The sequence below is a fragment of the Cupriavidus sp. L7L genome, assembly GCF_004353535.1.
GTDB lineage: Bacteria > Pseudomonadota > Gammaproteobacteria > Burkholderiales > Burkholderiaceae > Cupriavidus > Cupriavidus oxalaticus_A.
In genome coordinates this window covers 1-25,336 of record NZ_SMNY01000035.1, presented here as the reverse complement: position 1 = coordinate 25,336, position 25,336 = coordinate 1, and the positions used below count along the sequence as shown (strand labels likewise).

Below are 25,336 nucleotides of genomic sequence, written 5' to 3'. Positions count from 1 at the left end.
GAGCAAGTACCCCGAAAACGGAGGACTATGCACGAAAGGGATTCATGGCGCCATCCCCCAAGTGAGCTAAGTCTCAGAGCCAATGAAGCCAGTGCGTGCATTCTCATTCACTCGGAAGTGATTTGATACAACAAAGTCGCGCGACATATCACATCGGACCAGACCCGGTGCCGGCCCCGCGGCGGCGCCACCGGACAGCAGGGCAGGTGTTGCGCGCTAGCGCCACCCACGTGTTCGTATTCGCACTGAAGCACTTCCCGACCTAATATAGGCCATGCCATCGGCGGTACGGGGGGCTTACCGATGATGATCGATCCGCCAGTCTTGCCATGTTGACGCGCAGAGCTTTCCTGCTCGGGGGGGCAGGCGCTGCCGGTGCGCTGGTGATCGGATGGGCCTTGCTGCCGCCGCGCCAGCGCATGGTGGGTGGCGAGCCGCTGGCGGTGCGCGACGGGCAGTTCGCGCTGAACGGCTGGGTCAAGGTGGCGTCCGACAACACCGTCACGGTGGTGATGAACAAGGCCGAGATGGGGCAGGGCGTGCATACCGGCGCGGCGATGCTGCTGGCCGAGGAGATGGAGGCAGACTGGTCGCAGATCCGCGTCGAGCCGTCGCCCATCGACAACCTGTACAACAACATCGAGGGCGTGGTCGCCAACCTGCCGTTCCGCCCCGACAACAATGGCTGGCCCAGGCGCGCCGCGGCATGGTTTACGCGCAAGGGCGTGCGCGAGGTGGGCATGATGTTCACCGGCGGCTCGACCAGCATCCGGGACCTGTGGAATCCGATGCGCGAGGCCGGCGCCGCCGCCCGCATGATGCTGTGCGCGGCAGCGGCGAAGCAGTGGAACGTCAAGGTCGAAGAGTGCCGCGCGCAGGCCGGCAAGGTGGTGCATCCGTCGGGACGCAGTGCCACGTTCGGTGAGCTGGCCGCGGCAGCCGCGCGTGAGGATGTGCCACGCAAGGTCGAGCTGAAGGAGCCAGGCAGCTACAGGCTCATCGGCACCCGCACGGCACGCCTTGATGCCGCTGCCAAGATCAACGGCACCGCGCGCTTCGGCATCGACGTGGTGGCGGACAAGATGGTCTACGCCAGCGTGCAGATGTGTCCGACGCTGGGCGGCAAGCTGCAGGGATCCCCGCCCGATGACGTGAAAAAGCTGCCCGGGGTGCTCGATCTCGTCGAGCTGCCGCCGTTCCCCGGCGGCAGCGGCGGTGTGGCAGTCATTGCCAGCGATGCGTGGATCGCCATGGAGGCGGTGGAAAAGGTCCAGTGCAAGTGGGACGCGGGCGAGGCGGGGAACCTGTCAAGCGCCGGCATCCGCGACACGCTGGTGAAGGCGCTCGACAGCTCCAACCCGCGCGTCTGGTACGAGCATGGCGACGGGCGCGCCATGAAGCAGGGCAAGCCCGCCATCCAGGTCATGTACTCGGCGCCCTATCTCGCTCATGCCGCGCTGGAGCCGGTCAACTGCACGGTCCTGGTACAGGAGGACCACGCCATCGTGTGGGCCGCCACGCAGATGCCCGGGCTGGCCCGCCGCTGCGTGGCAAGGACACTGGGTCTGGACACGGACAAGGTAGAACTGCACGAGCATTCCATCGGGGGCGCATTCGGGCGCCGGCTCGAAGTCGATTTCATCTGCCAGGCGGCCGCCATCGCGGCGAAGCGCAAGGGCGTGCCGGTGCAGACGATCTGGTCGCGCCCCGAGGACATGCGGCATGACTTCTACCGCCCGGCCAGCGTGTCGCGCTTCGAGGCCTGGCTCGACGGGGACCGCAAGGTCATCGCCGTGCGCAATATGTCGGCCAGCCAGTCGGTGCTGGAGAGCACCGCGAAACGCAACTTCGGCCTGCCCGATATCTTCGTGTCACGGCTGGACAAATCCACCGTTGAAGGCGCTTTCGACCAGGCCTATGACTGGCCGGAGGTGTGGGTGGGGCACCGGACCGTGGATCTCCCCATCCCGGTGGGCTACTGGCGCTCGGTGGGACACTCGCACCACGCCTTCTTTATGGAGAGTTTTGTCGACGAGCTGGCGGTGGCGGCCAGCAAGGACCCGCTCGACTACCGCATGAGCCTGCTCAAGGACGATCGGCAGCGCGCGGTGCTGGAGCAGGCAGGAAAGATGTCTGGCTGGGGCCAGCCTTTGCGCAAGAAGCCTGGCGTGGCAAAGGTGGGGCGCGGGGTGGCGTTGCACGAATCGTTCGGCAGCGTGGTGGCGCAGGTCGCCGAGGTGTCGGTGGACAACGCGGGGCAGGTGCGCGTGGAGCGCGTTTTTTGCGCCATCGATTGCGGCAGGCCGGTCAACCCGACCCTGATCGAGCAGCAGGTCGAGGGCGGCATTGTGTTCGGGCTGTCGGCGGCGCTGTGGCAGAAGATCACGCTGGAGCAAGGCAAGGTCAAGGAGGACTACTACACCGCCTTTCCTGCCATGCGCCTGCGGGACTGCCCCGAGATCCAGGTACACGTGATGCCATCGACGGCAACGCCACAGGGCGTGGGCGAGTCCACCACGCCGCCGATCGCGCCGGCGGTGGCGAACGCCTTGTTCAATGCCACCGGCGAGCGCTTGCGCGACCTGCCGCTGCTGAAGACCCTGCCGCCTTCCGGAGCCTGCGATGTCAGACCGTCAGCTCAGTGTCAACGGTAAGAACGTCGAAATCCACGCCGACGGATGCACGCCGCTGTTGTGGGTGCTTCGCTGCGAGCTCAAGCTGACGGGCACCAAGTTCGGGTGCGGCGTGGGCGTGTGCGGCGCCTGCGCGGTGCATGTCAACGGCAAGATGCTGTTGTCGTGCCAGCACCAGGTGAGCGAGATGGAGGGCAAGAAGATCGTCACCATCGAAGGACTTGACGGCCCCGAGGCGAATGCCCTGCGGGCGGCCTGGCAGAAGCACGAGGTCGTGCAGTGTGGCTACTGCCAGAGCGCGCAACTGATGGCGGCGAGCGCGCTGCTCAAGCGCACGCGGAATCCGAAGGAGACGGAGATTGTCGACCAGATGAGCTGCGTGATCTGCCGGTGCGGCACGTATACGCGGATCAGGCGGGCGATTGCGGAAGCGGTGGGGATGCTGACGGGTTGAGGGCGCCGATGCGCGCGCCCCGGCCATCAGGCGAGCTTTGAAGTCTCAGGGGGAAGGCAATGAAGGATTCGGGGGCCGCGGCGACCGGGCGCGTGGAGCTCTACACGCAACGAACCATGGTGAACTGGCTGAGCCCGCTGCAGCTTCCGTTCACCGCCATGCGCGTTGCCGTGGCGATGGCTGTCGGCGCCTTTGCGGACCAGCGCATGGTGCAGGCCGCGCTCTCCACGCTGAATCCGAATCCGCCGCTGCCGGTACCGGCTGACGAACAGGGCGGTGTCTGGGTCGACTATATGGCAGACACGGGCGACGGCTGGGACTCGACCTACTCCATGGCATTGTGCGTCAGCCACGCGGTGACGCTGCGCGACCAGGGCGTGACGCTGCCGCGCTCAAAGGTGCTGTTGCTGGGTGGCGACCAGGTGTATCCGACGCCTGCCCATGACGGCTATCGGAGCCGCTTCGTCGATCCCTTTCGTGCTGCGTTCCCGGCGCCGGTCGAGGCCACGCGCCCCGCATACAGCGACCAGCCGGTCAAGTTGCCGGATGCGCCGTGGATGATTGCCACGCCTGGCAATCACGACTGGTACGACGGCCTGCGTGGCTTCGCCCGCCTGTTCTGCAGTGGCAAGCCCGTGGGCGGCTGGGAGACACGCCAGCGCACCGGCTATTACGCCTTGCAGTTGCCCGGCGGCTGGTGGATCTGGGGCCTGGACCTGCAACTGGAGTCCGAAATCGACCGGCCGCAGCGCGAGTATTTCCAGAAGTTGTACACGCAGCTGCAGCCCGGCGACCGCGTGGTATTGTGCGCGCCCGAGGCGAGCTGGGTTGACGAGATGGACCGCGTGCGCCGCGGGGAAAAGCGCGCCGTGCCGTCGATCGAAACCAAGACGCCGCGCTTTAGAAGCCTGAGCGAGATCGAGGGCGTGCTGGGCGACCGGCTCGCACTGGTGCTGGCCGGCAACTCGCACCATTACGCGCACTACGTGCCGCGAGCAGGCACGGCGGGGCCGCATCGGATCACCTGTGGAGGCGGCGGCGCGTTTCTTCACGGCACGCATCTGCTGCCGGATCCGCCGCGGCCCATCGTCGTGGGTCCGGCCAGGCAGCACTACGAGCTGAAGTCCGCATATCCGGAAAAGGCGACGTCCCGGCAATTGCGCAATCGCGCGTGGCAACTTCCTGCGCGCAATCTCTCGTTCTGTGCGCTGGTGGCGATCCTGTACCTGCTGTTCGACTGGATCGTCCAAAGCGCGAGCCTGGTACCAGTGCCCGGGCGCGAGCATCGCAACTTCATCCAAGGGCTGGCCGACCTCGAAGTGACATTCGGGAATATTTGCGAGGTGTATCACGAACTGTTCCGGATCATGGCGCACAGTCCGGCGTCAGTGGTGTTCGCCGCGGGCATTGTCTTTTGTTGTGGTGCGCTGTCGACCCGGGATGTCAGGCGCGGCGTCGGGCTGGCCTGGGTTGTCGGCGCCTGCCACGGCCTGCTGCACCTGGCGCTGGCTGTCGCCGTGCTATGGCTCATCACGCGTTTCAACGTTCATGGCTTTGGCGCGCACAATGCGACGCCGATCCTGCTGTTCCTCGTCGAGGCCATGCTGCTGGGCGGTGTCCTCGGCGGCCTGCTGTTTGGCGTGTGGATGGTGATGGGCAACGCGCTGTGGCGCCTGCATCCCGAGGAGGTGTTCTCTTCGCAGCGCATCGCCGACTACAAGTGCTTCCTGCGGATGCGGTTCGAGCATGGGCAATTGAAGATCTACCCGCTCAAGCTGGAGAAGGTGTGCAGAGACTGGAAGCTGGGCGAGGGCGTCAGCCAGATGACGAAGGTCCGCGGCAGCTGGCGCGTACGCGCCCAGCCCGGCGCAACCGGTCCCCGCTTCGTGCCGGCTGACGGCCAGGTATCGCCGACGGAAGCGGTGCGGATGATTGAGGAGAAGGCAATCATCATCCAGCGGTAAGCATCCCAACGACAGGGGGCGTCATGATGAGCAATACGCTTGCCTACGATGTCGTCGTCATCGGCAGCGGCTTCGGTGGCGCGGTCTCGGCCTGCAGGCTGGCGCAGGCCGGCCGCAAGGTTCTGGTGCTGGAGCGCGGAAGGCGCTGGAGCCCGGCGACTTTCCCGCGCGACGAAAATGATGCCTGGTTGTGGAACCAGGAACGCGCGCACCGCTTCAATGGCTGGGCTGATATACGGACATTCTCCGACGTATGGGTCATCGCCGGGGCCGGAGTCGGTGGCGGCTCGTTGATCTACGCCAACGTCTCGGTGGAAGCCAGGCCGGAAGCCTTCGAGCGCGGCTGGCCGAAAGAGGTGACCTATGCCGGCCTGCAGGCCCACTATGCGGAGGTAGGACGCATGCTCGCCGTGAGCGAAGTGCCGGACAAGCAGGAGAGCGAGCGAACCAGGCTGCTGCGCGAGGGCGCCGAAGCATGCGGATGGGGCGGGCGCTTTCGCAAGCTGCCGCTGGCCGTGACGTTCTCCGAGCATTGGGACCCTGCACGGCAAGACGCCCGCGATGACCGGCATTCGGTGAAATTCCTGAACCAGCACGGCCGGTGGCAGGGCACTTGCGTCCATTGCGGCAACTGCGACGTCGGGTGCCAGGTATCGGCCAGGAATACGCTGGACCTGAATTACCTGGCAGTGGCTGAAGACAACGGTGCCGAGATTCGTCCCTTGCACCTGATCGACAGGCTGGAGCCGCTGCAGCAGGGCTGGCGGGTGCGCTTCAGGAAAATCGACCCGGAAGGACAGACGACGAGCCCTGGCGAAGTCACGGCCGCCAGGGTAATACTGGCCGCCGGTTCCATCGGCAGCACCGAACTACTGTTGCGCTGCCGGGATGAACATCGCACGCTGCCCGGGCTTTCACCGCGGTTGGGATATGGCTGGGCCCACAATGGCGACTTCGTGACGCCAGCCTTCTATGGCAACAGGAGGATTTCTCCTGCTCATGGCGTAACCATCTCCGCCGCGATCGACCTGCTGGACCACAGCGGCCCGAACGGACAGGCGCTCTTCGTCGAGGATGGCGGCGTCCCGAACCTCGCACGCAATTTTATCCGACGCCATATGAAGCGAACCCGTTCCCGCAAGCTGCGCGCGGTGTGGAGGGACGTCGGCGGACTGTTTGACGACGGCGATCCGGTCGAGCGGATGATGCCCTGGTTCGGGCAAGGCGTGGACCCTGGCGATGGCCAGCTGAGGCTGGGCCGCAGGTGGTACGCGCCGTGGCGCCGGGTGCTGCGTCTCGACTGGTCCTATCAGTCATCGGTGGCCGTCATCGAGGCCATGATTGCAGCGCATAAGCGGCTCTCGGAAGCGACCGGCGGGGACCCGTGGGTGCCGCTCACCTGGCGGCGATGGCATAACCTGATCACACCGCACCCGCTGGGTGGCTGCAACATGGGGACCTCCGCTGCCGACGGTGTCGTCGATGCAGCGGGCCGGGTATTCGGCTACAAGGGGCTCTATGTCATGGACGGAGCGATCGTTCCGCGTCCGCTCGGCCTGAACCCTTCGCGCACCATCGCTGCGCTCGCGGAGCGCAATGTGGCGATGCTCTTGCGCGAGCAGGATTGAGGCTGGGGCCGGACTGGCAGGCTGCAGCTAAACCCGTCGCCCGGGAGCCAGCCTAGTGACTGCCGGGCTGGTCCCGCAGGCTCGCCTTCGCTTCCGCCTCGGTTTCGTAGACATAAGGAGCCAGTCCGCGCCGGGCGAGCGTGTCGCCGAGCTTGGCACGCATGAACGCGCTGGTGGTAAAGCGCGTCACGCCGATGTAGTAACGTGCCACCACTTCCGAGATCATCTCGACATAGGCATCTTCCACGTCCCGGTCGAGCACGAAGCCCTCATAGTTGACCACCGTGTAGACCTTGTGGCCCAACGGTTCGCAGATGCGGATAACCGCCTTGCGGATCGCCTCGACGTCTTCCTGGCGCTTCACTTCGAGCTGCTCGAAATTCAGGAACAGGATGTTCTTTTCTTCGTCGTAGTTGAAGCGCGCCTCCAGCGGCAGGCGCAACACGTCGGCGCGCAGCCCCATCGGCTCCGGTCGGAAGATCCTCTGGTCCATCAGCACGGGTGCGCGCACGATCGGGACGAAGTCCATCCTGGCGAGGATGTCGCGCTCCAGGTCGACGCCGGGCGCAATTTCGATCAGTTCCAGGCCCTGCGCGCCCAGCTCGAACACGCAGCGCTCGGTGATATAGAGCACGGGCTTGAACGACGCTGCCGCATAGGGACCGGAGAATGTGCGATGCTCGACTTCCTGGACAAATTTTCTCGCGATGCCATCGCGGTGAATATGGAACCGGCCGTCGGCCACCGAGAACTCGCCGCCGCCCGCCATAAAGGTGCCGACGAACACGACCTTCTTCGCGTTCTGGCTGATATTAATAAAGCCGCCGGCACCTGCCAGCCGTGGCCCGAACCGGGACACATTGAGGTTGCCCATGCGATCGGCCTGCGCCAGGCCGAGGAAGGCGATGTCGAGCCCGCCGCCGTCGTAGAAATCGAACTGGTAGGGCTGGTCGATGATCGCGTCGGGGTTAGTCGCCGCGCCGAAGTTCAGCCCGCCGGCAGGAATGCCGCCGATCACGCCCGGCTCGGTCGAGAGCGTGACGAGATCGAGGATCCGTTCCTCGTTGGCAACGCTGGCGATGCCCTCGGGCATGCCGATGCCGAGATTCACCACGCTGTTCGGCTGGAGTTCCATGGCGGCGCGCCGGGCGATCACCTTGCGTTCGCTCATCGCCATTGGCGCCACGCTGCTCGCCGGCACGCGGACCTCGCCCGAGAACGCCGGATTGTACGGCGTGGCAAAGGTCTGCAAGTGGTTTTCCGGCCTGGCCTGCACCACGCAGTCCACCAGCACGCCGGGAATCTTGACCTGGCGGGGATTGAGCGAGCCGCGTTCGGCGATGCGCTCCACCTGCACGATCACCATCCCGCCGCAGTTGTGCGCGGCCATGGCGATGGCAAGGGCTTCCAGCGTCAGCGCCTCGCGCTCCATGGTGATGTTGCCGTCCGGATCGGCCGTCGTGCCACGCACGATGGCGACGTTGATGGGAAAGGCCTTGTAGAAAAGATAGTCCTGGCCACCGATTTGCATCACCTCGACCAGGTCCTCGGTGGTGCGTTCGTTCAGCTTGCCTCCCCCGAAGCGCGGGTCGACGAACGTACCCAGCCCGACCCGCGACAGGTGGCCCGGCTTGCCGGCCGCAATATCCCGGAACAAGTGGGTGATCACGCCCTGCGGCAGGTTGTAGGCCTCGATCTGGTTGCTGACTGCGAGCTGCTGCAGTTTCGGCACCAGCCCCCAGTGCCCGCCGATCACGCGCTTCACCAGGCCCGGCAACGCAAAATGATTCAGGCCCCGGTCCCCGCCGTCTCCCTGGCCCGCGGCATAGACCAGCGTCAGATTGCCGGGCTTCGACAGGCTCACGGGCGCATCGTCATCGCGCGCCAGACAGAGCGCCTCGACGGCCATGGCAATCTCTTCCGAGAAGCCGATGCCGACGAAGCCCCCGGTCGCCACGGTATCGCCATCCCGGATCAGGCGCACCGCTTCGCGCGCCGAGACCAGCTTGCCGTTCTCGCGCGTGTGGATCGCTGGCAACGGACGGTGCGTACTGTCTTGCGTGTTCATTTGGATCAATAGATGCCGGTCAGGTAGTAGAAGGCAATGACGACGAACACCGCCAGCGTCTTGATGCAGGTGACCGCGAAGATGTCGCCATAGGACTGGCGGTGCGTCAGGCCGGTCACCGCGAGCAGCGTGATCACGGCACCGTTGTGCGGCAGCGTGTCCATGCCGCCGCTGGCCATCGAGGCGATGCGGTGGAAGACGTCCAGCGGGATGCCGGCGGCATGCGCGGCGGCGATGAACTGGTCGGACATCGCGGCGAGCGCGATGCTCATGCCGCCCGAGGCCGAGCCGGTGATGCCGGCGAGCGTGGTGACCGTGATGGCTTCGTTGACCAGCGGGTTGGGGATCGACTTGAGGGCGTCCGCCACCACGAGGAATCCTGGCAGTCCCGCGATCACCGCGCCGAATCCATACTCGGAGGCGGTGTTCATGGAAGCCAGCAACGAGCCGCCGACCGCCGCCTTGGACCCTTCGGCGAACTTCTGGCTGACCGGCCTGAAGGCGAACACCAGCACCGCGAGGATACCCACCAGCAGCGCGCCCTCGACCGCCCAGATCGCCGCCACCTTGGACACCTCCGTGGTGACGGGCTTGGTAGAGCCGGCGAGCATGAACTCATGGCTCTTGCCATAGTAGCGCGGGATCAGTTCGGTAAACACCTTGTTGAGCACGCCGACCAGCACGAGCGGCAGGATGGCAATCCAGGGGTTGGCCAGCTTGCCATGCTCAAAGGCCTCCGGCTCATTGCTATGGCCCTCGCCATAGCCCTCGTTGCGAGCCGCGGCCTGGCGCCGGCGCCAGTTGAGATAGGCAAGGCCCACCACCAGGATAAATATCGTTCCGACCACGCCCAGCCAGGGCGCGGCCCAGGTATTGGTATTGAAGAAGGTGGTCGGGATGATGTTCTGGATCTGCGGCGTCCCCGGCAACGAGTCCATCGTGAACGTAAACGCGCCGAGCGCGATGGTGCCGGGGATCAGCCGCTTGGGGATGCCGCCCTGGCGGAACATCTCGGCGGCGAACGGATAGACGGCGAAGACCACGACGAACAGCGAAACGCCCCCATAGGTCAGCACCGCGCACACCACCACGATCGACAGCATGGCCCGCTCACGCCCGACCAGCGCGATCACCGCAGAGACGATGGACTTGGAAAAGCCCGAGAGCTCGATCGTCTTGCCGAAGACCGCGCCCAGCAGGAAGACCGGAAAGTAGAGCTTGACGAAGCCGACCATCTTATCCATGAACACGCTGATGAACATGGGCGGCACCAGCGGCGGGTCGGTCAGCAGCACGGCGCCGAGCGCGGCGACCGGCGCGAACAGGATCACGCTGAAACCGCGGTAGGCGACGAACATCAGGAAGAAGAGGGCGGCGACGACGATCAGGAAGCTCACCACGATGCGCTCCTTCCAGGGTGACGGATGACGGCCTTGCCAAAAATCCTGCCCACGCCGCTGCTGGCGGGGGCCGGGTGCCTGCGCTAGTAGCTGCCGCCCGTATCGATGGTCATTTTGAGCATGTCGTGCTCGAGATCCTTGATGAAGTGCTCGTCCTGCTGGATCAGTTCTTCGAGGACATCATTATTGGACAGCACCCCAATCACCCGCCGGGACTCGATGACCGGCAGGTGCCGGATCCGCCTGGCGTGCATCAACGCCAGGCATTGCTCGCAGGTGTGGTCGGGTGTGACGTAAATTACCTGCGTGGTCATGATGTCGCAGACCCGGGTGTCGCCTGCCGTGCGGCCCGACAGCTCAACCTTCCGGGCGTAGTCTCGCTGGGAAAGGATGCCGGCGAGGCTGTCGGCCTGCATCACGAGTACCGTGCTGACGTCCTTGTCTGCCATCAGGCGCAGCGCGGCCAATACCGAGTCCTCGGGACTGACGAAGATCAGCTCGCGGGGCTTCGCGGACAATAGCTGGCGCGCGGTCTTTGTCGCCTTCTTCATCGTCGCCTCCCTCGACGCCCCCGTTCTATCGAGCAGCGCACGTTGGCTATGACGCCGACGACGCTTCGCCAGACCAGGCTAACCGCATGGTAGGCGATCTTTTCCGCGGAACCAAATCTAAACCACAATGCGCCGTCACTGCTTGGCATCTGACACCGTGGAGATGCGGCGGCACTCACATCCATTCCCGTGCCACAGATCCAATCTGCCGGGGATTCTGCCAGAATCGGGGTGATACTGCTGGCAGGCTAAATGATGACCACCCAACGACGCGGAGTCGGTGCAAAGCTCTTCGGGACCGGGCGTATCGTGTTGTGGCGCGCTGGCAGTCTCTGGATCGGCCGCGCGGAAGCAGGAGCCGATTCCCATGCGCATCACGCCATCCAGGTAACGCTCGCGCTATCCGGTGGGGAGGTCCGTTTCCAGATTCCGGGACAAGATTGGGCTTCCTATAAGGCGGCGATTATCTCCGCCCACCAGCCGCATGCCTTCGAGGCACGGGGCGAACTCTTTGCGCTCATTTTCACCGAACCCGAATCGCGAGAAGGACGGATGCTGAGGGAACGCTTCCGTACCGGGTTGGCGCCGCTGGCTCCTGATACCTTCGCCGAGGAGGCCGCGGCCCTGGCGTCGGCTTATGGCGCAGACGCCACAGATGACGAACTCACCGACCGCGCTCGCGCAGTGATTGCCAGGCTCACCTTGGCGCAGGCCGTGCAATCCAGGCCGCTCGACAAGCGCATTGAGCGTGCTATTGAGGTGCTGCGCGAACGGATTGGCGAGACGGTCTCGATGGCCGAGATCGCTGATGTCGTCCATCTCTCGCCCGAGCGTTTCCGTCACCTGTTCCTGGAGGAAACCGGCATCCGGTTCCGGCCGTACGTGCTATGGCTGCGCCTTGAACTTGCCCTCGCGTCATACGCTGCGGGCAAGAGCCTGACCGACGCCGCCTATGCTGGTGGCTTCGCGGACTCCGCCCATTTCTCGCGCACATTCAAGCGCATGTTCGGCGTGCTTGCCGGCGCAATCAGCGTCCAGCGGGTCTAGGCGAACGTTAGCCGTTTCGTTCAAGCTGGCGGTCATCGGTGGCCGGCACTGGCGTCTCGTTTCCAACAGAAAGGAGCTCTGCCATGACTACCACTACCCAATCCCAATGCCTCTGCGCTGCTTGCCCTGGCGCTAGCTGCGCCTGCGGTTGCCAGGCAACTGCTGAACGGAATCCGTGCGCCTGCGGAGCCGGCTGCAACTGCGGGCCGCAATGCCCGTGCAGAACCGGATGTGCCTGTGGCGCCGTAACGCCAGCGCCGCAAACGCGCAGGTAAAGAACTTGGCCACGTAGGAACGCCGCGAGACACACGTCCTAGCGGCGTGTCCGCGCGGCATTCCCGAGTGGGCGAGAGATGCGCCGAGGCCAGTGGCAGCAGCATCCGCTGTACCCGCCTAGCGTGCTGACGGCCGCAATGCTCGCATCCCGGCCTTCACCACGGTCACCGCCGCCAGCACCAGCGCGCCGGCGACGATGCCGGCAATGCCGTCTAGCACCAACGGCGCCAGCACCGACAGGACACCGCCGATCGCCGGCACGCCTGCCGCCACCTGTGCCACCGCGTCCAGCACGTGGTGCATTGCCGGGATGCCGTGCATCAGGATGCCGCCGCCCACCAGGAACATCGCCGCCGTTCCGGCAAGCGACAAGGCTTTCATCAGCCAGGGTGCCAGCCGCAGCAAAGCTCGGCCCAGCCAGCGGAAGCCGGCCGACGGGCGCCGGCTCAGGTACAGGCCCGCGTCATCGAGCTTCACGATGCCGGCCACCAGGCCATAGACGCCGACCGTCATGATGGCCGCGATCGCGCACAACACCGCCAGCCGCTGGCCGAAAGGTGCGTCGGCGACGGTGCCTAGCGAAATGACGATGATTTCGGCCGAAAGTATGAAGTCCGTGCGGACCGCACCCTTGATCTTCTCTTTCTCGAACGCCACCACGTCAACCGCGGGATTCGACATGGCATGAATTTCACGGGCGTGATGTGCCGCGTCATCCGCATGGCTATGCAAGAACCGGTGTGCCAGTTTTTCAAAGCCTTCGTAGCAAAGAAACGCGCCGCCCACCATCAGCAGGGGCACGACGGCCCACGGCAACCAGGTGCTGATGGCCAGCGCCGCCGGGACCAGGATCACTTTGTTGCGAAGCGACCCGAGCGCGACGGCCCATACCACCGGCAATTCCCGATCCGCCTTGACGCCGCTGACCTGCTGCGCATTCAGCGCCAGGTCGTCGCCCAGCACCCCTGCGGTCTTTTTCGCCGCCACCTTGCTCATCGCGGCCACATCGTCCAGGATGGTTGCGATGTCGTCGATCAGTACCAGCAAGCTCGAACCGGCCATGTCAGGACCTCCGCGCGCGGCAAAGGCCTCGCTGATGCAGGCAATGTGTCATTGTTCATGCTCCTCGATGTTGTTCCTCTGACTTGTTCCTCTGACCAAGCAGGTTCCATACCGCCCATGCCAGCAGCCCGTTGACAGCGGCTCAACCGTCCGTGCCGCGCAGGAAACGCTACACGAGCGACTGGCCCCGCTGTTCTTGGTGTTGCAACCGTGATTCGCTCAGGCTTGCGCGGGACTGCGCCGGCTCAGCCTGGCAGCGGATTTGCAAGAAAGAACCGCAGCATTTCCGCACTGGCATCCGGACCCTTCGGATCGGTATAGCTGCCCTGGGGACTTCCGCCCGCCCAGGCGTGCCCGGCGCCATGGACGATCCAGTATTCAACATTGACGCCAGCTGGCGTGGTGATCCTGTGCTGCGTGTAGTCATGCCCCCCGGAGACGTTCCTGCGTTCCGTCTGCTGGCGCGCGTGCTCGCTTTTGAACGGCGCAACAAGACGGTCGCCGTTCGACGGATGCACCGTATGGTCCGCATCGCCGTGGAACACAATGATGGGCCGCCCGGTGGAGGCGGGCGGCACCGCGCCTGACCTGGACCGGCCGAGCCCTTTGCCACCCTTCATCGCGCCCAGCGCCGAAGGCAAGTCGTGCGCGGACCCGGCGGGCAGGCCGGAATGCACGCCGGCCGCCGCGAACAATTCCGGATAGCGCTGGATCAGCACCGCGGCCATCGCGCCGCCGGCGGACAGGCCGGCAACATAGACGCGCCTTGCGTCGATGCCGTGGCTGGCGATCACCTCGCGTGCCATGCCAGCAATGATCGACGGTTCTCCCTTGCCGGCCTGCTGGTCCCCGGGCCGGAACCAGTTCCAGCATTTCGACGGATTGTCCCCGGTGGCCTGGATCGGATACAGCACCACAAAGCCGAGCATGTCGGCAAGGGCGTTCATCTGGGTGCCGGCCGCGAAATCGTCGGCATCCTGCGTGCAACCGTGCAGCATCACGACCAGCGGCATCGGCTCGGCACGACGGCCAGCGGGAACGTAAAGCTTGTACGCGCGGGATCCCGCCCGGTTCACGAACGTGCGCTGGCTGAAATGGCTGACATCCTGCGGGGACGCTTGTTTGCCGTCGGGGCGTAGCGAGTGGGTGCCGCGCGCAGATGCCGGGGGCGCTGCGTTGGCGGCGCTGCCGGCGACATCGGCCGGGCGGGCCTGCGCGCGGGCATCGGTGAGCAGGCGTTCGACCACCTGTGCGGGCATGGGAGCGGAGGGGGAGGCCGGAGCGACCGCCGCGCCCATCGACGCTTGCTCGCGCAGTGCACGCTGGATAGCCTCGGTGGCCTCAAGCGGACCCGCCGTCTGCAGCAAGTGCATGGCTTCTCGCATCGAAGCGAGGAAGGCGTCATTCATTTTCATACTTGTTTCCAGGCAAACCTGGCGAGCCAGGGCGCGGCGACATTGCCGCGGTGCTACCGCGCAGTACTACCGTATTCGCCCGGCGAGCGCGGCCTTGACTGCCGCGGGGGCATGAAAGGCGCCGAGCACCACGACCGATTCAATCGTTGCCAGCGCCAGTTCCGGACTGACATCCGAGGCAATGCTCGCCAGGCCAAGGACATGGATGTCGAGCTTCTCGTTGGCCGCGCGCGCCGCCTCCAGGTCGCGGCGGGTGAAATGCTGGAGCCCGAGGACAAGGGCCCGGCGCGTCACCGTTTCCTGTATGGCCTGAGCGTGCGTCGCCAATTGGTTGCGAATGGCGGTCCGGATCAGGTCAGTGCGATTCGAATAAAAGCCTTCTTCGACCAGCAGGTCGATCTGCCCCAGGTCCACCGGGCCGAGATTGATCGTGATTTTTTCCGTGTCACCGGGCTTTGGTTTGTTCATCGGGTTTGTTGTTGCCAATAGGCGCCGGAATGTGTGTCATTTGCGGCACAAAAGCTAGCTAAGCATCCAGATACCATCCGGATACCATCCATATGGATGGTCAATTTATAAAGGCTGGGAGAAAGCAGGTCAAGGGGTGACCTGAAAGATTGCCCATCCATCGCGGCAACAGGCGCTTCGGCTCGACGTCGTGCGCTGCAGGCAGCGGGGGCACAGCACGCGATTCCACGCGGGCGGTCAGGCGTCGGCGGGAGACGTTGGCACGGCCGGCGGATCGCCGCTTATCAGTTGCGATCGGTTCATCGAACTAGTGCCAGGCACGCCAGGAGCGCGCCAAGCATTGGATCGACGGCATGCCAAGTGCCATTCGCGTGATGGAGACAGAAAGGAGCGGCATGACCAGCGCGGACAACCGCGGACAACAACAGCCGGGGGCGGCTGAGGTCATTTCGCTTCCACGAGCTTGAGGCAGTAATGGTTCGACGGCAGCGCGCGAAGGCGTTGTTCTGGCTGGCGAATTCCCTCGCGCTGTACCTTGCGTTTCGTGAACCGGGCGTGTCAGCAGTTATGCAGCAGGCGGCAGGGCGACCTATCACTGCTGCTGCTTGCCTCCTTTGATGTTGCCCGCTACGCCGCCGGCCACGGCGCCGATCGCCGCGCCAGTCCAGCCGCTTCCTCCCGCGATGGCCGCGATGCCTGCACCGGCCGCGGCGCCGAGGGCAGCACCGCTCACGGTGCCTTGCTGCTGCGGTGTCATATTCGTGCATCCGGCAGCGCCGGCAACGACCAATGCAACGCCAATCAGATTGAGTCTTTTCATGGTGTCACCTTACTTCTTGCCCTGCAGGCCGGGAACAACCATTTCGAACCAGATCGTTTCAATGACCGGCCGCTGCAACTGGTCGGGATGTGCCGCGTACCAGCGATCCAGGCCCTGGCGCACTGAGTCGAGCGAATGGCCTCTGAGCCCTTTCGCAAAGCGCGGAACAATGCTCGCGGAGTCAGGCGGCGGCTTGCCCTCGTGATAAGCGATATCCACCTGCACCAGGTTGGCAATGCCTACGAGGTAGGCCTTTTTTGTCTGTTCGGAGGAATCCGTCCACTGCTTGCCGGTGATCAGCGGCACTTCATCGGCGCGGGAGCCGGTGGCCAGGGACAACGTCATAAGTGTCGCAGCAGTCACTGCGATTCGGATGAGCGATCTCGCCATTGCGGTCTCCCTCAGCGGTTGCTGTTGCCTTGCGGGTCCGATGCGCTTTTTATCTTAGTCTCGATCCGGTCATGCGGGACCACTGCGGGCGGGAGATACGGCCCGAATTCTCCCGCTCCGTCATCCTATGTGCCTAAAAAGAACCTGTAGCGCTTTCAGTTCCAGATCGGATCTTCCTTCTGCATCTGGTCCTTGGTTTTTTTCATCCAGTAGGCACCGATCTGGCGCTCAGTGACATAACCCTGTTTTTTTACGTCGATCTTGTCGAAGTTTTCGTAGACCTTTGGCATACCCGCCTGCGCTTCGTCACGAGTCAGCTTGCCATTATGGTTGGCATCGGCCGCCTTGAAGCGCTCGGCAATCAGGGCCTTGGCCTGGGCCGTAGTCGGAGGCGCTGCGGGAACTTCGGATGGCGCCGCCGCCGGTTGGGGTCCCGAGGCCGGCTGGGCGGCCGCTCCTATCGAAGTCAGTGCCATCAGGACTGCGAAACCAAATGCGGGAAATTTGCATACGGACATGTCGCTCTCCTCGATACGTTATGTGTTTGGATTCAAGACACCAAAACGACTTCTGATCAAACTCCGGTGAGCCTTGGCTCACCAGCATTCTAGGCGCTCCGCACGGAGAGCGCTTTGCTCGCGACTGTTGCAATCGGCCGACACTGTTTTTCCGTTTCGAGCGTATCCAGTCATCGGATGTTGGCGGAGAACGAACTACGCTCCTATGCTCGAACAGATTGCCTGGCAGACATGCTGCAAGGTCAGCCATGCAACGAACGAAGCCGTGGTTGAACCACCAAGAGAAAAGAACGAGAGGAGAGCGGGCATGGCACTGAAAAGAATAGCCCTGGCGTCACTGCTGGGATGGCCGCTGGCAACCCTTGCGCAGTCAAGCGTCACGCTGTACGGCGTGATTGACGCCAACGTGGAATACGTCAACCACGCGGGCGTCGTGCCGACAGCCGCCAACGGATTTAATCCGGGACCGGGCAACGATGCTTACCGACTGACTTCGGGAGGGCTTTCCGGCTCCCGCTGGGGCCTGCGTGGCAACGAGGACCTGGGTGGCGGTATCAAGGCCATTTTTGTGCTGGAAAGCGGCTTCGGCATCGACAACGGCTTGTCGCAGCAAAGCGGCCGTCTGTTCGGCCGCCAGGCGTACGTCGGCGTCCAAAGCAACCGTTTCGGCCAGATCAGCCTTGGCCGGCAATACACCTCGATGTTCGAGGCCCTGGCCAACTTCTCTCCGACCGCCTATGCCACTCAGTATGAGCCGGTCGTCATGCAGTCCGGCCCCAACTACCGCGCGGACAACACCGTCAAGTACTCCGGCAAGTTCGGGGGACTGACGGCGCTGGCGCATTGGTCCTTCGGCGTCGGGGTCGCCTTGCCCGCCTCGGTAGGATTTCCCATTCCGATCGGCGGCAATGGGGAAGTCCCGGGGCAGTTCCGACGCGACACCGCCTATGGCGGGGCGCTGGCTTACACGTTCGGCCCGTTCGCAGCGACAGCCGGCTATGACCAGTGGAATCCCACCATCGGCACCGGCACCGGCACCGTCAAGAAGGCGGTGGTAGGCGCCAGCTATGCCTTAGGCCCGGCCAAGATCATGGGCGGCTACCGTTGGGGCCAGAACAGGAATGCGGCCGATGCCCTGATCCAGCGCGATGACTTCTACTGGATCGGCGCCAACTACCAGGTCACGCCGGCGCTCGCGCTCACGCTCGAGTACAACTACGACGATCTCAAGAACCTTTACGGCAACACGAGCGTGGCCAATCCGTGGCAGGTCTCCTTCGTGGCCGACTACTCGTTGTCCAAGCGTACCGATGTCTACGTGACCACTGCCTATGCCAAGAACGCCGGGCTGATGCTCGATTCACTGGCGACCGTCTTTGCCAACAGTCTGTCGCTGGGTAACAGCTATGTCCTGGGCAACGGGCAGAGCAACATGTTTGGCATTGCCTTGGGAGTCCGGCACAAATTCTGAGCCGCCTCGCAATCATCGCCTTGTTCCTGCACTCGCGCTGAAACATTCCGGAGGGCCACGTGTTAATCCAAAGAACCATCCTTTCTGCCTGCGTGGTGACCATGCTGGTTTCCGCATGCTCGACCACGCCCATACCGGCGAGTAAGGCAGCGCCAGCACCTTCAGAAAGACTTAGCGGATTGCAAACGCCGCCACCCGGCGAGTTTGCCACGCTGGTCGTGACCCGCGATGAGGGGTTCTACGGCAGCGCGTGCGATGCCGTCCTCTCGGTTGACGGGAAGGAAGTGGGCCGACTCAAATCCGGTGAGGTCGCCCGGTTCTACGCCAAACCGGGGCCGATCATTCTTGGCGCCCAGACTTCGGCAATGTGTCTCGGTGGCTTGAAGGAGAGGGAGGTAAGGCTCACTCCGGCTTCGACGGTCCGCTATCGCATTTCCATCGATTCGAGTGGCGGCCTGGATCTGTCCCCAACCGCATTCTGATTGCAAGGTCTTCGCCACGCCGGGCGGACTATCGACCCGTTGGCGCCGTTCGAGCTTCACTGCCTCGACGGCGCCTGTCCGGCCAATGGTGATCCCCGCAGACGCCGTATCCTCCATGCGCAGGTTCGAAGCTATGCTCCTTACATCCTGAGGAGACATGCATGCGCAGCACTGAGCACCCCGCAGCCAGATGCGCGGCGCCGCGAAGCCTGAGACAACAGGCGCTGTTATGTTTTGGTTTCACTGTGCTCATGTTTCCCGGCGTGGTGCTGGGGATGGACTTCAAGATCTACCACCAGCCGCAAATCAATCTGAGAATGGTGATCGGAGAGGGAACCATTCAGGACGGTGATGCAAGGAAGTTCCAGGCGGTCGCCCGTATGGCCGACCGCGATAAGGAGGGACTTGTCATCCTTGTTCTGAATAGTCCGGGCGGAAATGTCGAGGCCGCTTTCCGGGTTGTCGACGCAATGGATAAGGTTGGCGTCTATACAACAGTTCCAGACAACGCCAGGTGCGCGTCCGCTTGTGCCTCGATCCTGTTCGCTTCAGGCGAGCGCCGAAGTGTCGTTGGCACCGGGCTGCTCGGCTTTCACAGTTGCTACCGGCGCGGCGGTGGCCACAGCTACGCCGCGGACTCGCTTTGCAACGAAATCATCGCGGCAAACGCAATGCAAAGGGGAGTCAGCCACGCAGCCATCAATCGCTTCGTCAGGCATTATGGTGCGAGAGACATGGCATGGGTCGGGCGCGACGTCGCTTGCAAGTCATTGGAAGGTCTGTGCAGGCCTGGCCTGCTCGAAGCTCGATACGATACGAAGGCTGCGCTGATGCACAGCCTTGATTGCAGCAAGCTCATATCCGTTCAAGCGCAACTTATTTGCGGGGATACAGAACTTACCCGGGTCGATAAGACCTTGGCAGGAATCTATGACCGGAAGCTGAAAGCATCGGCTGACAAGAGGCGCTTACGGGAGGATCAACGCGCATGGCTGCGTAATTCTCGCAACAAGTGTAGCGATAAGGCTTGCCTGCTACGCAGCTATCACCTGCGCATCGATGAACTGAAGCGGATTCGATAGTGGCGCCCCGGGCCTGCCAATAAGACAGGCCGGCTTTGCTCCATATCGTTCGCCTGGCTCAAACCGCAGAGACGCCGCCGCCTTGCTGCGCGGCTCCAGCCGACGGCGGCGCCGTGACAATCGAGCGCAGCGCCGGCTGGGCGGGTTTCAGCGATGCCAGATCCGGCACCGGACGGCGCAACGCGGGCGACGTCGCGAACGCCGCTTCCATGGCCCGCGCTGCCGACAACGTTTGCAGGTCGCCGTGGAAGCGGCCGGTGACCTGCAGGCCGAACGGCATGCCGGCGTCGTCGGTGCCGCAGGGCAGCGCGATTGCCGGGTGCGTGGTCAGGGTCACGACATAGGTCAGCGCCAGCCAACGGTAATAGTTCACCTGCTTCTCGCCGTTGATGGTGTCGGCATACAGGTTAGTCCAGGCGAACGGCGACACGGGTGTGGTCGGCGACAGGATCAGGTCGTATTCCTGGTAGGCCCGCTGGAAGCGCTGCAGGATTCGGTTCTGCTCGGCCTGCGCCCACGCACTGTCGGCCAGCGACATCTTTGCGCCCATTTCATAGTTGGCGCGGGTGTTAGGCCCGAGCGCCGCGGGGTCGCGCTGGTAAGCGTCGTGCAGGCCGGCGACGAAGCTCTCGGCACGCAGCACGTCGAAGCAGCGGTGCACATCGCCAAGGTCGAAACTGACTTCATCGCAGCGCGCGAACAGGTGGCGCATCGCCGCGATCTTCGTGCGGAACACGCGACGGATGCCGTCATCGACCGCGCAGCTGCCGAAGTCTTCAGTCCAGCCCACACGCAACGTCGACAGGTCGACCGGTGGCGGCGACAGGTATGCATCGGCGTCCACCGCGTAGCTCAGCGGATCGGTCACCGACACCCCGGCGGAGGCCGCCAGCTGCAGGCAGGTGTCGGCGACGGTGCGTCCCATCGGTCCTACCACCGAGATCGGCGTCCAGCCCAGCAGCTTGCGTGAGTTGGGTACGATGCCGGGCGAAGGGCGGAATCCGACCACGCCGCACTTGGCCGCGGGAATGCGCAGCGAACCGCCGGTGTCGGAGCCGGTGCAGACCGGCAGCAGGTCCGCAGCCAGCGCCGCCGCTGAGCCGCCTGACGATCCGCCGGCATTGAGGTTCGGGTTGAACGGATTGCCGGTCGCGCCCCAGACCGCGTTGCGCGAATTCGCGCCGGCGCCCATCTCCGGAATGTTGGTCTTGCCCACCACGATGGCGCCGGCCGCACGCAGGCGCGCCACCAGCACGTTGTCCTCGGCCGGGACATGGTTGCGGAACAGCGGCGAGCCATAGGTGGTCAGCAGCCCCTGCGTCGCCTCCAGGTCCTTGACCCCGAGCGGCAGCCCATGCAGCAGGCCGAGCGGTTCGTTGCGCAGCACCGCCTGTTCGGCGTTGCGCGCTTCCTGGCGGGCGCGCTCGAAGCAGGTGGCGGTGATGGCGTTGATCAGGGGGTTGTAGGCCTCGATGCGCGCGATGCACGCTTCGAGCAGTTCGACCGGCGAGATTTCCCTGGTACCGATCAGGCGGCGCAGTTCGACCGCGGTCAGTGAGGTCAGCGATGTTTGCATCGGTTGCTTGACGGTGGCTTGTCGGTGGAATGTGGCTACTGTGGCGCGGTGCCAGGAAGGTCAGTCGAGCCTGATGTTGGCCCGCTGCGCGATCGCGCGCATCTGCGGGATCTCCTTGTCGATCATGGCGGCGACCTGCTTGCCGGGTGCGAACGACGGCTCGATGCCGCTGTCCGCCAGTTGGCTGCGTGTGGCCGGATCGGCGATGGTGTCGGCCAGCGCCTTCTCCAGCTTCGCCCGGACGTCTTCCGGCAGGCCGCGCGGCCCGACCAACGCGATCCAGGTACTGGTATCCATGCCGGGGTAGCCGCTTTCCGCCACGGTCGGCACATTGGGCAGCAGCGTCGAGCGCTTCGCCGTCGTGACCGCGATGGCCTTGATCTTGCCGGACTTCAGTTGAGGGATCGCCGCCGCGACGGTATCGACGCTGAATGGGATCTGGCCCCCGATCAGGTCGGTCATCGCCGGCGCGCTGCCCTTGTACGGGACATGCAGCAGCTTCGTGCCGATGAGGTTCAGCAGTTCCTCGCCGGCGAAGTGCGCGGTGGTGCCGGCGCCGAACGAGCCGTACGAGTACTTGCCGGGCTGCGCCTTGACTGCGCTGACGAACTCCTTGAGGTTGTTGACCGGCACGTCGCGGTTGGCCAGCAGCACCAGGCCAGTCGAGCCGATCAGGCCGATCGGCTCGAAGTTCTTTTGCGGGTCATACGGCAGCCTGGCGTAGACCGAGGGGTTGACGGTGAATGTGGTACCCGAGGTGGCCATCAGCGTGTAGCCGTCCGGTGCCGACTTGGCCACATAGCTCGCCGCGACCACGGTGCCGGCGCCAGGCCGGTTCTCGACCACCACGGTCTGGCCCAGCCGTTCGCCAAGCTTGCGCGCGATCGTGCGCCCGACGAGGTCGGTGGCACCACCGGGCGGGAAGGGCAGGACAAGCTGGATCGGCTTCGACGGATACCCGCCCTGGGCCCCAGCCGGAGCGGGCGCCAGCACGGCGGCGGCAGCCAGGCTGCAGGCGGACAGGAACAAGTGCGGGCGGTGAGCGGTGGATCGCATGAAGAGGCTCCGGCAGGTAGGACTCGATGCAGTGCGGTGGAAGGGCTGTGACCGCGTTGAACCCATCGTACGACCGATCCGACTCGGAATCGTGGCAATGTTTCGAAAGCTTGATTGCCAAAACGGCAATCCATAGAATGGACCCTGGTCGGCGGATGCCGATCGCCCCCCGCAATATCCGCTCATGTCCTACCGCATCCTGCAAGAAACAGCTGTCCGCTACTTCCTTGAAGTCGTGCGCACCGGCTCGGTCAAGGACGCCGCGCTCAAGCTCAACGTGGCGCCGTCGGCGGTGAGCCGGCAGATCGCCAAGCTGGAAAGCGAAATGGATACGCTGCTGTTCGACCGGCGCGCCCGCGGCCTCGTCCCCAACGCTGCGGGAGAGCTGCTCGCCGCACACGCCAAGCGCGCCCAGCAGGAGATCGATCGCGTCACCGCCGATATCCAGGCGCTGCGCGGCCTGCGCGTCGGCCAGGTGCGCCTGGCAAGTGTGGAGGGTATTGCGCACGACTTCATCCCGGAACTGGCCGCCAGCTTCCGCGAAAAGTATGGTGGGATCCGCTTCGACCTCCACGTCTGCCCTCAGGGCGACATCGCCCGCCGCATCCGGGACGGCGAGGCGGACGTCGGCATCACGCTGAGCGGGTTGCCCGAGCTCGATATCGAAGTGGAGCTGCGCCATCCGGCGCCGGTGCTCGCCATCATGGCGCCGGACCATCCGCTTGCCGGCCAGCGGCAGGTATCGCTGTCCCAGGTCATCGGCTATCCGCTGGCGCTGCCGCCGAAGGAAAGCTCGCTGCGGCAGCTGCTCGACACCAGTTGCAGCCGGCAGGGGTTGAGCTACCAGACCGTCTTCTCCAGCAACAACCTGGATTCGCTGGTCGGCTTTACGACGGCGGGTGGTGGCGTCGTTGCTTTCTATGGCGAGCTGTCGGTCCGGCAACGGCTGGCGCAAGGCAGCATTGCCGCGGTACCGTTGCGCGACCGCGAAATGAACGAGCGCTACATCGAGATCCAGACGCTAGCCCGCCGCAACCTGCCGCCGGCGGGGCGCGCCTTCGTGCAGCACCTGGCCGAGGCGATCGCGCGCATGTCCAGCGCTTGATTGCCGGATCGGCAACCAAGGATTCCAATAATTGCGCGCGGCCGATATTCCGCAGCGTCCGCGCCCAATGCAGAATCGGGCTTTGGATACCCGGATCACAAAACCTGCCGTGCCCCAGGCACCGCATCGGACATCATGACAAAGGACATCGTAGTACTCGGCGCCGGCATGGTCGGCGTCTGCACGGCACTGGCGCTGCGCCAGCGCGGCCATGCAGTCGTGCTGGTCGATCGGCGCGAGCCGGGCAGGGAAACGTCTTATGGCAACGCCGGCATCATTCAGCGTGAAGCAGTGCAGCCCTACGCCTTTCCGCGCGAGTGGGCGGCCGTGCTGCGCGTGGTGGCCCGGCAGGGTAACGATGTCCACTACCACCCAGGCGCGCTCGCCAGCCTGCTGCCGCCGCTGGCGCGCTACTGGCGCGAATCGGCACCCGACCGCTATGCCGGCACCATCGCGGCCTACAGCGCGCTGATCCGCCATTGCCTGACCGAGCACGAACGCCTCATTGCGCTGGCCGGCGCCGAGGACCTCGTGCGCAAGTCAGGATGGCTGCAGGGCTATCGCAGCGCCGCAGCCTTCGACGACGCCGCGCGTGCCGCGACGGAAGTCGGGCAGCAGCACGGGCTTGACTACCGGATCCTGGACCGGGCCGGCATTACCGCAACCGACCCGGCGTGGTGTGGGCCGCTGGCCGGCGCGATCCACTGGCGCGATCCCTGGACCATTGCGGATCCCGGCGAGCTGGTCAGCCGCTATGCCACGCTGTACTCGCAGGCCGGTGGCATCGTGCGCCGCGGCGACGCGATGACGCTAAGGCAGGCGGGAAGCGGCTGGACCGTGACGACGGACGAGGGCCCGGTCAACGCCGCCCACGCTGTCGTTACCCTGGGGCCGTGGGCCTCGGCGCTGATCCGGCCGCTCGGCTACCGCTTCCCGCTGTTCGTCAAGCGTGGCTACCACCGCCACTATGCGGTCGAATCCATGCCGAGCCTGCCGCTGCTGGATGTCGAGAACGGGTTCCTCCTGGCGCCGATGAAGCGTGGGCTGCGCCTGACCACCGGCGCCGAGTTTGCCCATCACGATGCGGCGCCGACGCCGGTGCAGCTGCGCAATGCCGAGCGCCACGCGCGTGAACTCGTACGGATGGGCGCGCCGGTCGAGGACACGCCCTGGCTGGGCGCCCGGCCTTGCGTCGCCGACATGCGGCCGATCGTCGGGCAGGCGCCGCGCCATCCCGGCCTGTGGTTCAACTTCGGGCATGGGCATCAGGGTTTTACGCTGGGCCCCGTCACGGCCCGGCTGCTGGCCGAGTTGATGGACGGCGAGCAGCCGTGGGTCGACGCCTCGCCTTACGACCCCGTGCGCTTTGGCTGACCTCCCGAAGCTAGCCAGTCGTATGGACCGGCAACTTGCAAGTGCCGAGTAATGCTCTCTCAGATTATTTTCGAAAAAGCTTGCCAGCCAGGGTACGGGGCCATTAATATTCGCCCCCCGTTCGCAAGGCACCGCGCAACGGGGGAGGAAAAAGACCTGCGAGGCTTCGCTCAAAAGAGCACGCCTTGCAGAATTAAAAAATTTCTCGAAAATGATTGATTGATCGACGAAATTTCTTTATAGTCTCGCTCCTTCGCTGCTGACAAAGCAGCGACGCGACAAGCAAAGCGAATCGCGCAAGTTCTTTAACAAACAAACACCGATAAGTGTGGGCGCTTGATAACGGATGCGAAAGACTTCGGTCTTTTAGCTTACAAGTTATACAGTGCTCGCACAGCAAAACGTGACTGGGTCTTCGGATCTGGTCAGTCAGTTTTCTGAGAGTGAGCGACCGCTCGAAAGAGCGAGGGTCTTCGGACCCACACAGAGATTGAAC

Annotated in this window: 21 protein-coding genes; 10 read left to right on the top strand and 11 right to left on the bottom strand. The window is 64.5% G+C overall.

The annotated features are described in order from the left end of the window. The first annotated feature begins 329 nt into the window (after nucleotides 1-329). From E1J61_RS28615 to E1J61_RS28600, 4 genes are read left to right on the top strand one after another with little or no spacing between them, the layout of a single operon-like run. Nucleotides 330-2,654, top strand: a complete 2,325-nt coding sequence (locus E1J61_RS28615) for a xanthine dehydrogenase family protein molybdopterin-binding subunit (protein WP_133097298.1) — start codon at nucleotides 330-332, stop codon at nucleotides 2,652-2,654. Then, complete coding sequence (locus tag E1J61_RS28610) at nucleotides 2,623-3,087, top strand: (2Fe-2S)-binding protein (RefSeq protein WP_133097297.1); 465 nt, start codon at nucleotides 2,623-2,625, stop codon at nucleotides 3,085-3,087. The genes E1J61_RS28615 and E1J61_RS28610 overlap by 32 nt, the downstream gene beginning before the upstream one ends. Nucleotides 3,088-3,146: 59 nt before the next feature. Further along, on the top strand, nucleotides 3,147-5,051 hold the full coding sequence (locus E1J61_RS28605) for a preprotein translocase subunit YajC (RefSeq protein WP_243737024.1): 1,905 nt from the start codon (nucleotides 3,147-3,149) through the stop codon (nucleotides 5,049-5,051). Nucleotides 5,052-5,074: 23 nt separating this feature from the next. Further along, entirely contained in the window at nucleotides 5,075-6,679 is a 1,605-nt protein-coding gene (locus tag E1J61_RS28600) for a GMC oxidoreductase (protein ID WP_133097296.1), read from the top strand. 52 nt (nucleotides 6,680-6,731) lie between these two features. On the opposite strand, the gene E1J61_RS28595 is transcribed toward E1J61_RS28600, so the two are convergent. From E1J61_RS28595 to E1J61_RS28585, 3 genes are all read right to left on the bottom strand, one after another. Then, nucleotides 6,732-8,747, bottom strand: coding sequence for an acyl CoA:acetate/3-ketoacid CoA transferase (locus E1J61_RS28595; RefSeq protein WP_133097295.1), 2,016 nt, complete (start codon nucleotides 8,745-8,747; stop codon nucleotides 6,732-6,734). A 5-nt stretch (nucleotides 8,748-8,752) separates the two neighbouring features. After that, nucleotides 8,753-10,144, bottom strand: coding sequence for a GntP family permease (locus E1J61_RS28590; RefSeq protein WP_133097321.1), 1,392 nt, complete (start codon nucleotides 10,142-10,144; stop codon nucleotides 8,753-8,755). A gap of 86 nt (nucleotides 10,145-10,230) precedes the next feature. Continuing rightward, nucleotides 10,231-10,698 (bottom strand): CBS domain-containing protein, encoded by a 468-nt coding sequence (locus tag E1J61_RS28585; RefSeq protein ID WP_133097294.1) that lies wholly within the window; start codon nucleotides 10,696-10,698, stop codon nucleotides 10,231-10,233. Nucleotides 10,699-10,950: 252 nt separating this feature from the next. Between E1J61_RS28585 and E1J61_RS28580 the strand changes: the two genes are divergently transcribed. Further along, nucleotides 10,951-11,745: an AraC family transcriptional regulator gene (locus E1J61_RS28580; RefSeq protein ID WP_243737023.1), complete on the top strand. Its 795-nt coding sequence runs from the start codon at nucleotides 10,951-10,953 to the stop codon at nucleotides 11,743-11,745. A 393-nt stretch (nucleotides 11,746-12,138) separates the two neighbouring features. Here the strand turns inward: E1J61_RS28580 and E1J61_RS28575 are convergent, their stop codons facing one another. The 6 genes from E1J61_RS28575 to E1J61_RS28550 form a co-directional block, all read right to left on the bottom strand. Beyond that, nucleotides 12,139-13,083, bottom strand: a complete 945-nt coding sequence (locus E1J61_RS28575) for a DUF808 domain-containing protein (RefSeq protein WP_133097293.1) — start codon at nucleotides 13,081-13,083, stop codon at nucleotides 12,139-12,141. 245 nt (nucleotides 13,084-13,328) lie between these two features. Beyond that, nucleotides 13,329-14,498 carry a PHB depolymerase family esterase gene (locus E1J61_RS28570; protein ID WP_133097292.1) on the bottom strand — a complete coding sequence of 390 codons (1,170 nt, stop codon included), beginning with the start codon at nucleotides 14,496-14,498 and terminating at the stop codon, nucleotides 13,329-13,331. Nucleotides 14,499-14,564: 66 nt separating this feature from the next. Continuing rightward, a complete protein-coding gene (locus E1J61_RS28565; protein ID WP_133097291.1) occupies nucleotides 14,565-14,966 on the bottom strand; it encodes a CopG family transcriptional regulator in 402 nt (133 codons plus the stop codon). A 592-nt stretch (nucleotides 14,967-15,558) separates the two neighbouring features. Then, entirely contained in the window at nucleotides 15,559-15,786 is a 228-nt protein-coding gene (locus E1J61_RS28560; protein WP_133097290.1) for a YMGG-like glycine zipper-containing protein, read from the bottom strand. 9 nt (nucleotides 15,787-15,795) lie between these two features. Then, the gene (locus tag E1J61_RS28555) at nucleotides 15,796-16,131 is read right to left on the bottom strand and encodes a hypothetical protein (RefSeq protein ID WP_243737022.1); all 336 of its coding nucleotides are present in this window, start codon (nucleotides 16,129-16,131) and stop codon (nucleotides 15,796-15,798) included. A gap of 200 nt (nucleotides 16,132-16,331) precedes the next feature. Next, a complete protein-coding gene (locus E1J61_RS28550) occupies nucleotides 16,332-16,694 on the bottom strand; it encodes an EF-hand domain-containing protein (protein WP_133097289.1) in 363 nt (120 codons plus the stop codon). 307 nt (nucleotides 16,695-17,001) lie between these two features. Here E1J61_RS28550 and E1J61_RS28540 point away from each other — a divergent pair, with 307 nt between their 5' ends. The 3 genes from E1J61_RS28540 to E1J61_RS28530 all read left to right on the top strand — a co-directional run bounded on the left by E1J61_RS28540 (nucleotide 17,002) and on the right by E1J61_RS28530 (nucleotide 19,729). Next, on the top strand, nucleotides 17,002-18,165 hold the full coding sequence (locus tag E1J61_RS28540; RefSeq protein WP_133097318.1) for a porin: 1,164 nt from the start codon (nucleotides 17,002-17,004) through the stop codon (nucleotides 18,163-18,165). Between the two features lie 101 nt (nucleotides 18,166-18,266). Beyond that, complete coding sequence (locus E1J61_RS28535; protein WP_133097288.1) at nucleotides 18,267-18,647, top strand: hypothetical protein; 381 nt, start codon at nucleotides 18,267-18,269, stop codon at nucleotides 18,645-18,647. Between the two features lie 161 nt (nucleotides 18,648-18,808). After that, nucleotides 18,809-19,729, top strand: a complete 921-nt coding sequence (locus tag E1J61_RS28530; protein ID WP_133097287.1) for a lysozyme inhibitor LprI family protein — start codon at nucleotides 18,809-18,811, stop codon at nucleotides 19,727-19,729. A gap of 58 nt (nucleotides 19,730-19,787) precedes the next feature. On the opposite strand, the gene E1J61_RS28525 is transcribed toward E1J61_RS28530, so the two are convergent. After that, entirely contained in the window at nucleotides 19,788-21,305 is a 1,518-nt protein-coding gene (locus E1J61_RS28525; protein WP_133097286.1) for an amidase, read from the bottom strand. Between the two features lie 60 nt (nucleotides 21,306-21,365). Further along, on the bottom strand, nucleotides 21,366-22,361 hold the full coding sequence (locus E1J61_RS28520) for a tripartite tricarboxylate transporter substrate binding protein (RefSeq protein WP_133097285.1): 996 nt from the start codon (nucleotides 22,359-22,361) through the stop codon (nucleotides 21,366-21,368). 184 nt (nucleotides 22,362-22,545) lie between these two features. Here E1J61_RS28520 and E1J61_RS28515 point away from each other — a divergent pair, with 184 nt between their 5' ends. Beyond that, nucleotides 22,546-23,466, top strand: a complete 921-nt coding sequence (locus E1J61_RS28515; RefSeq protein ID WP_133097284.1) for a LysR substrate-binding domain-containing protein — start codon at nucleotides 22,546-22,548, stop codon at nucleotides 23,464-23,466. 135 nt (nucleotides 23,467-23,601) lie between these two features. Then, a complete protein-coding gene (locus E1J61_RS28510; protein WP_133097283.1) occupies nucleotides 23,602-24,840 on the top strand; it encodes an FAD-binding oxidoreductase in 1,239 nt (412 codons plus the stop codon). Nucleotides 24,841-25,336: the final 496 nt, after the last annotated feature.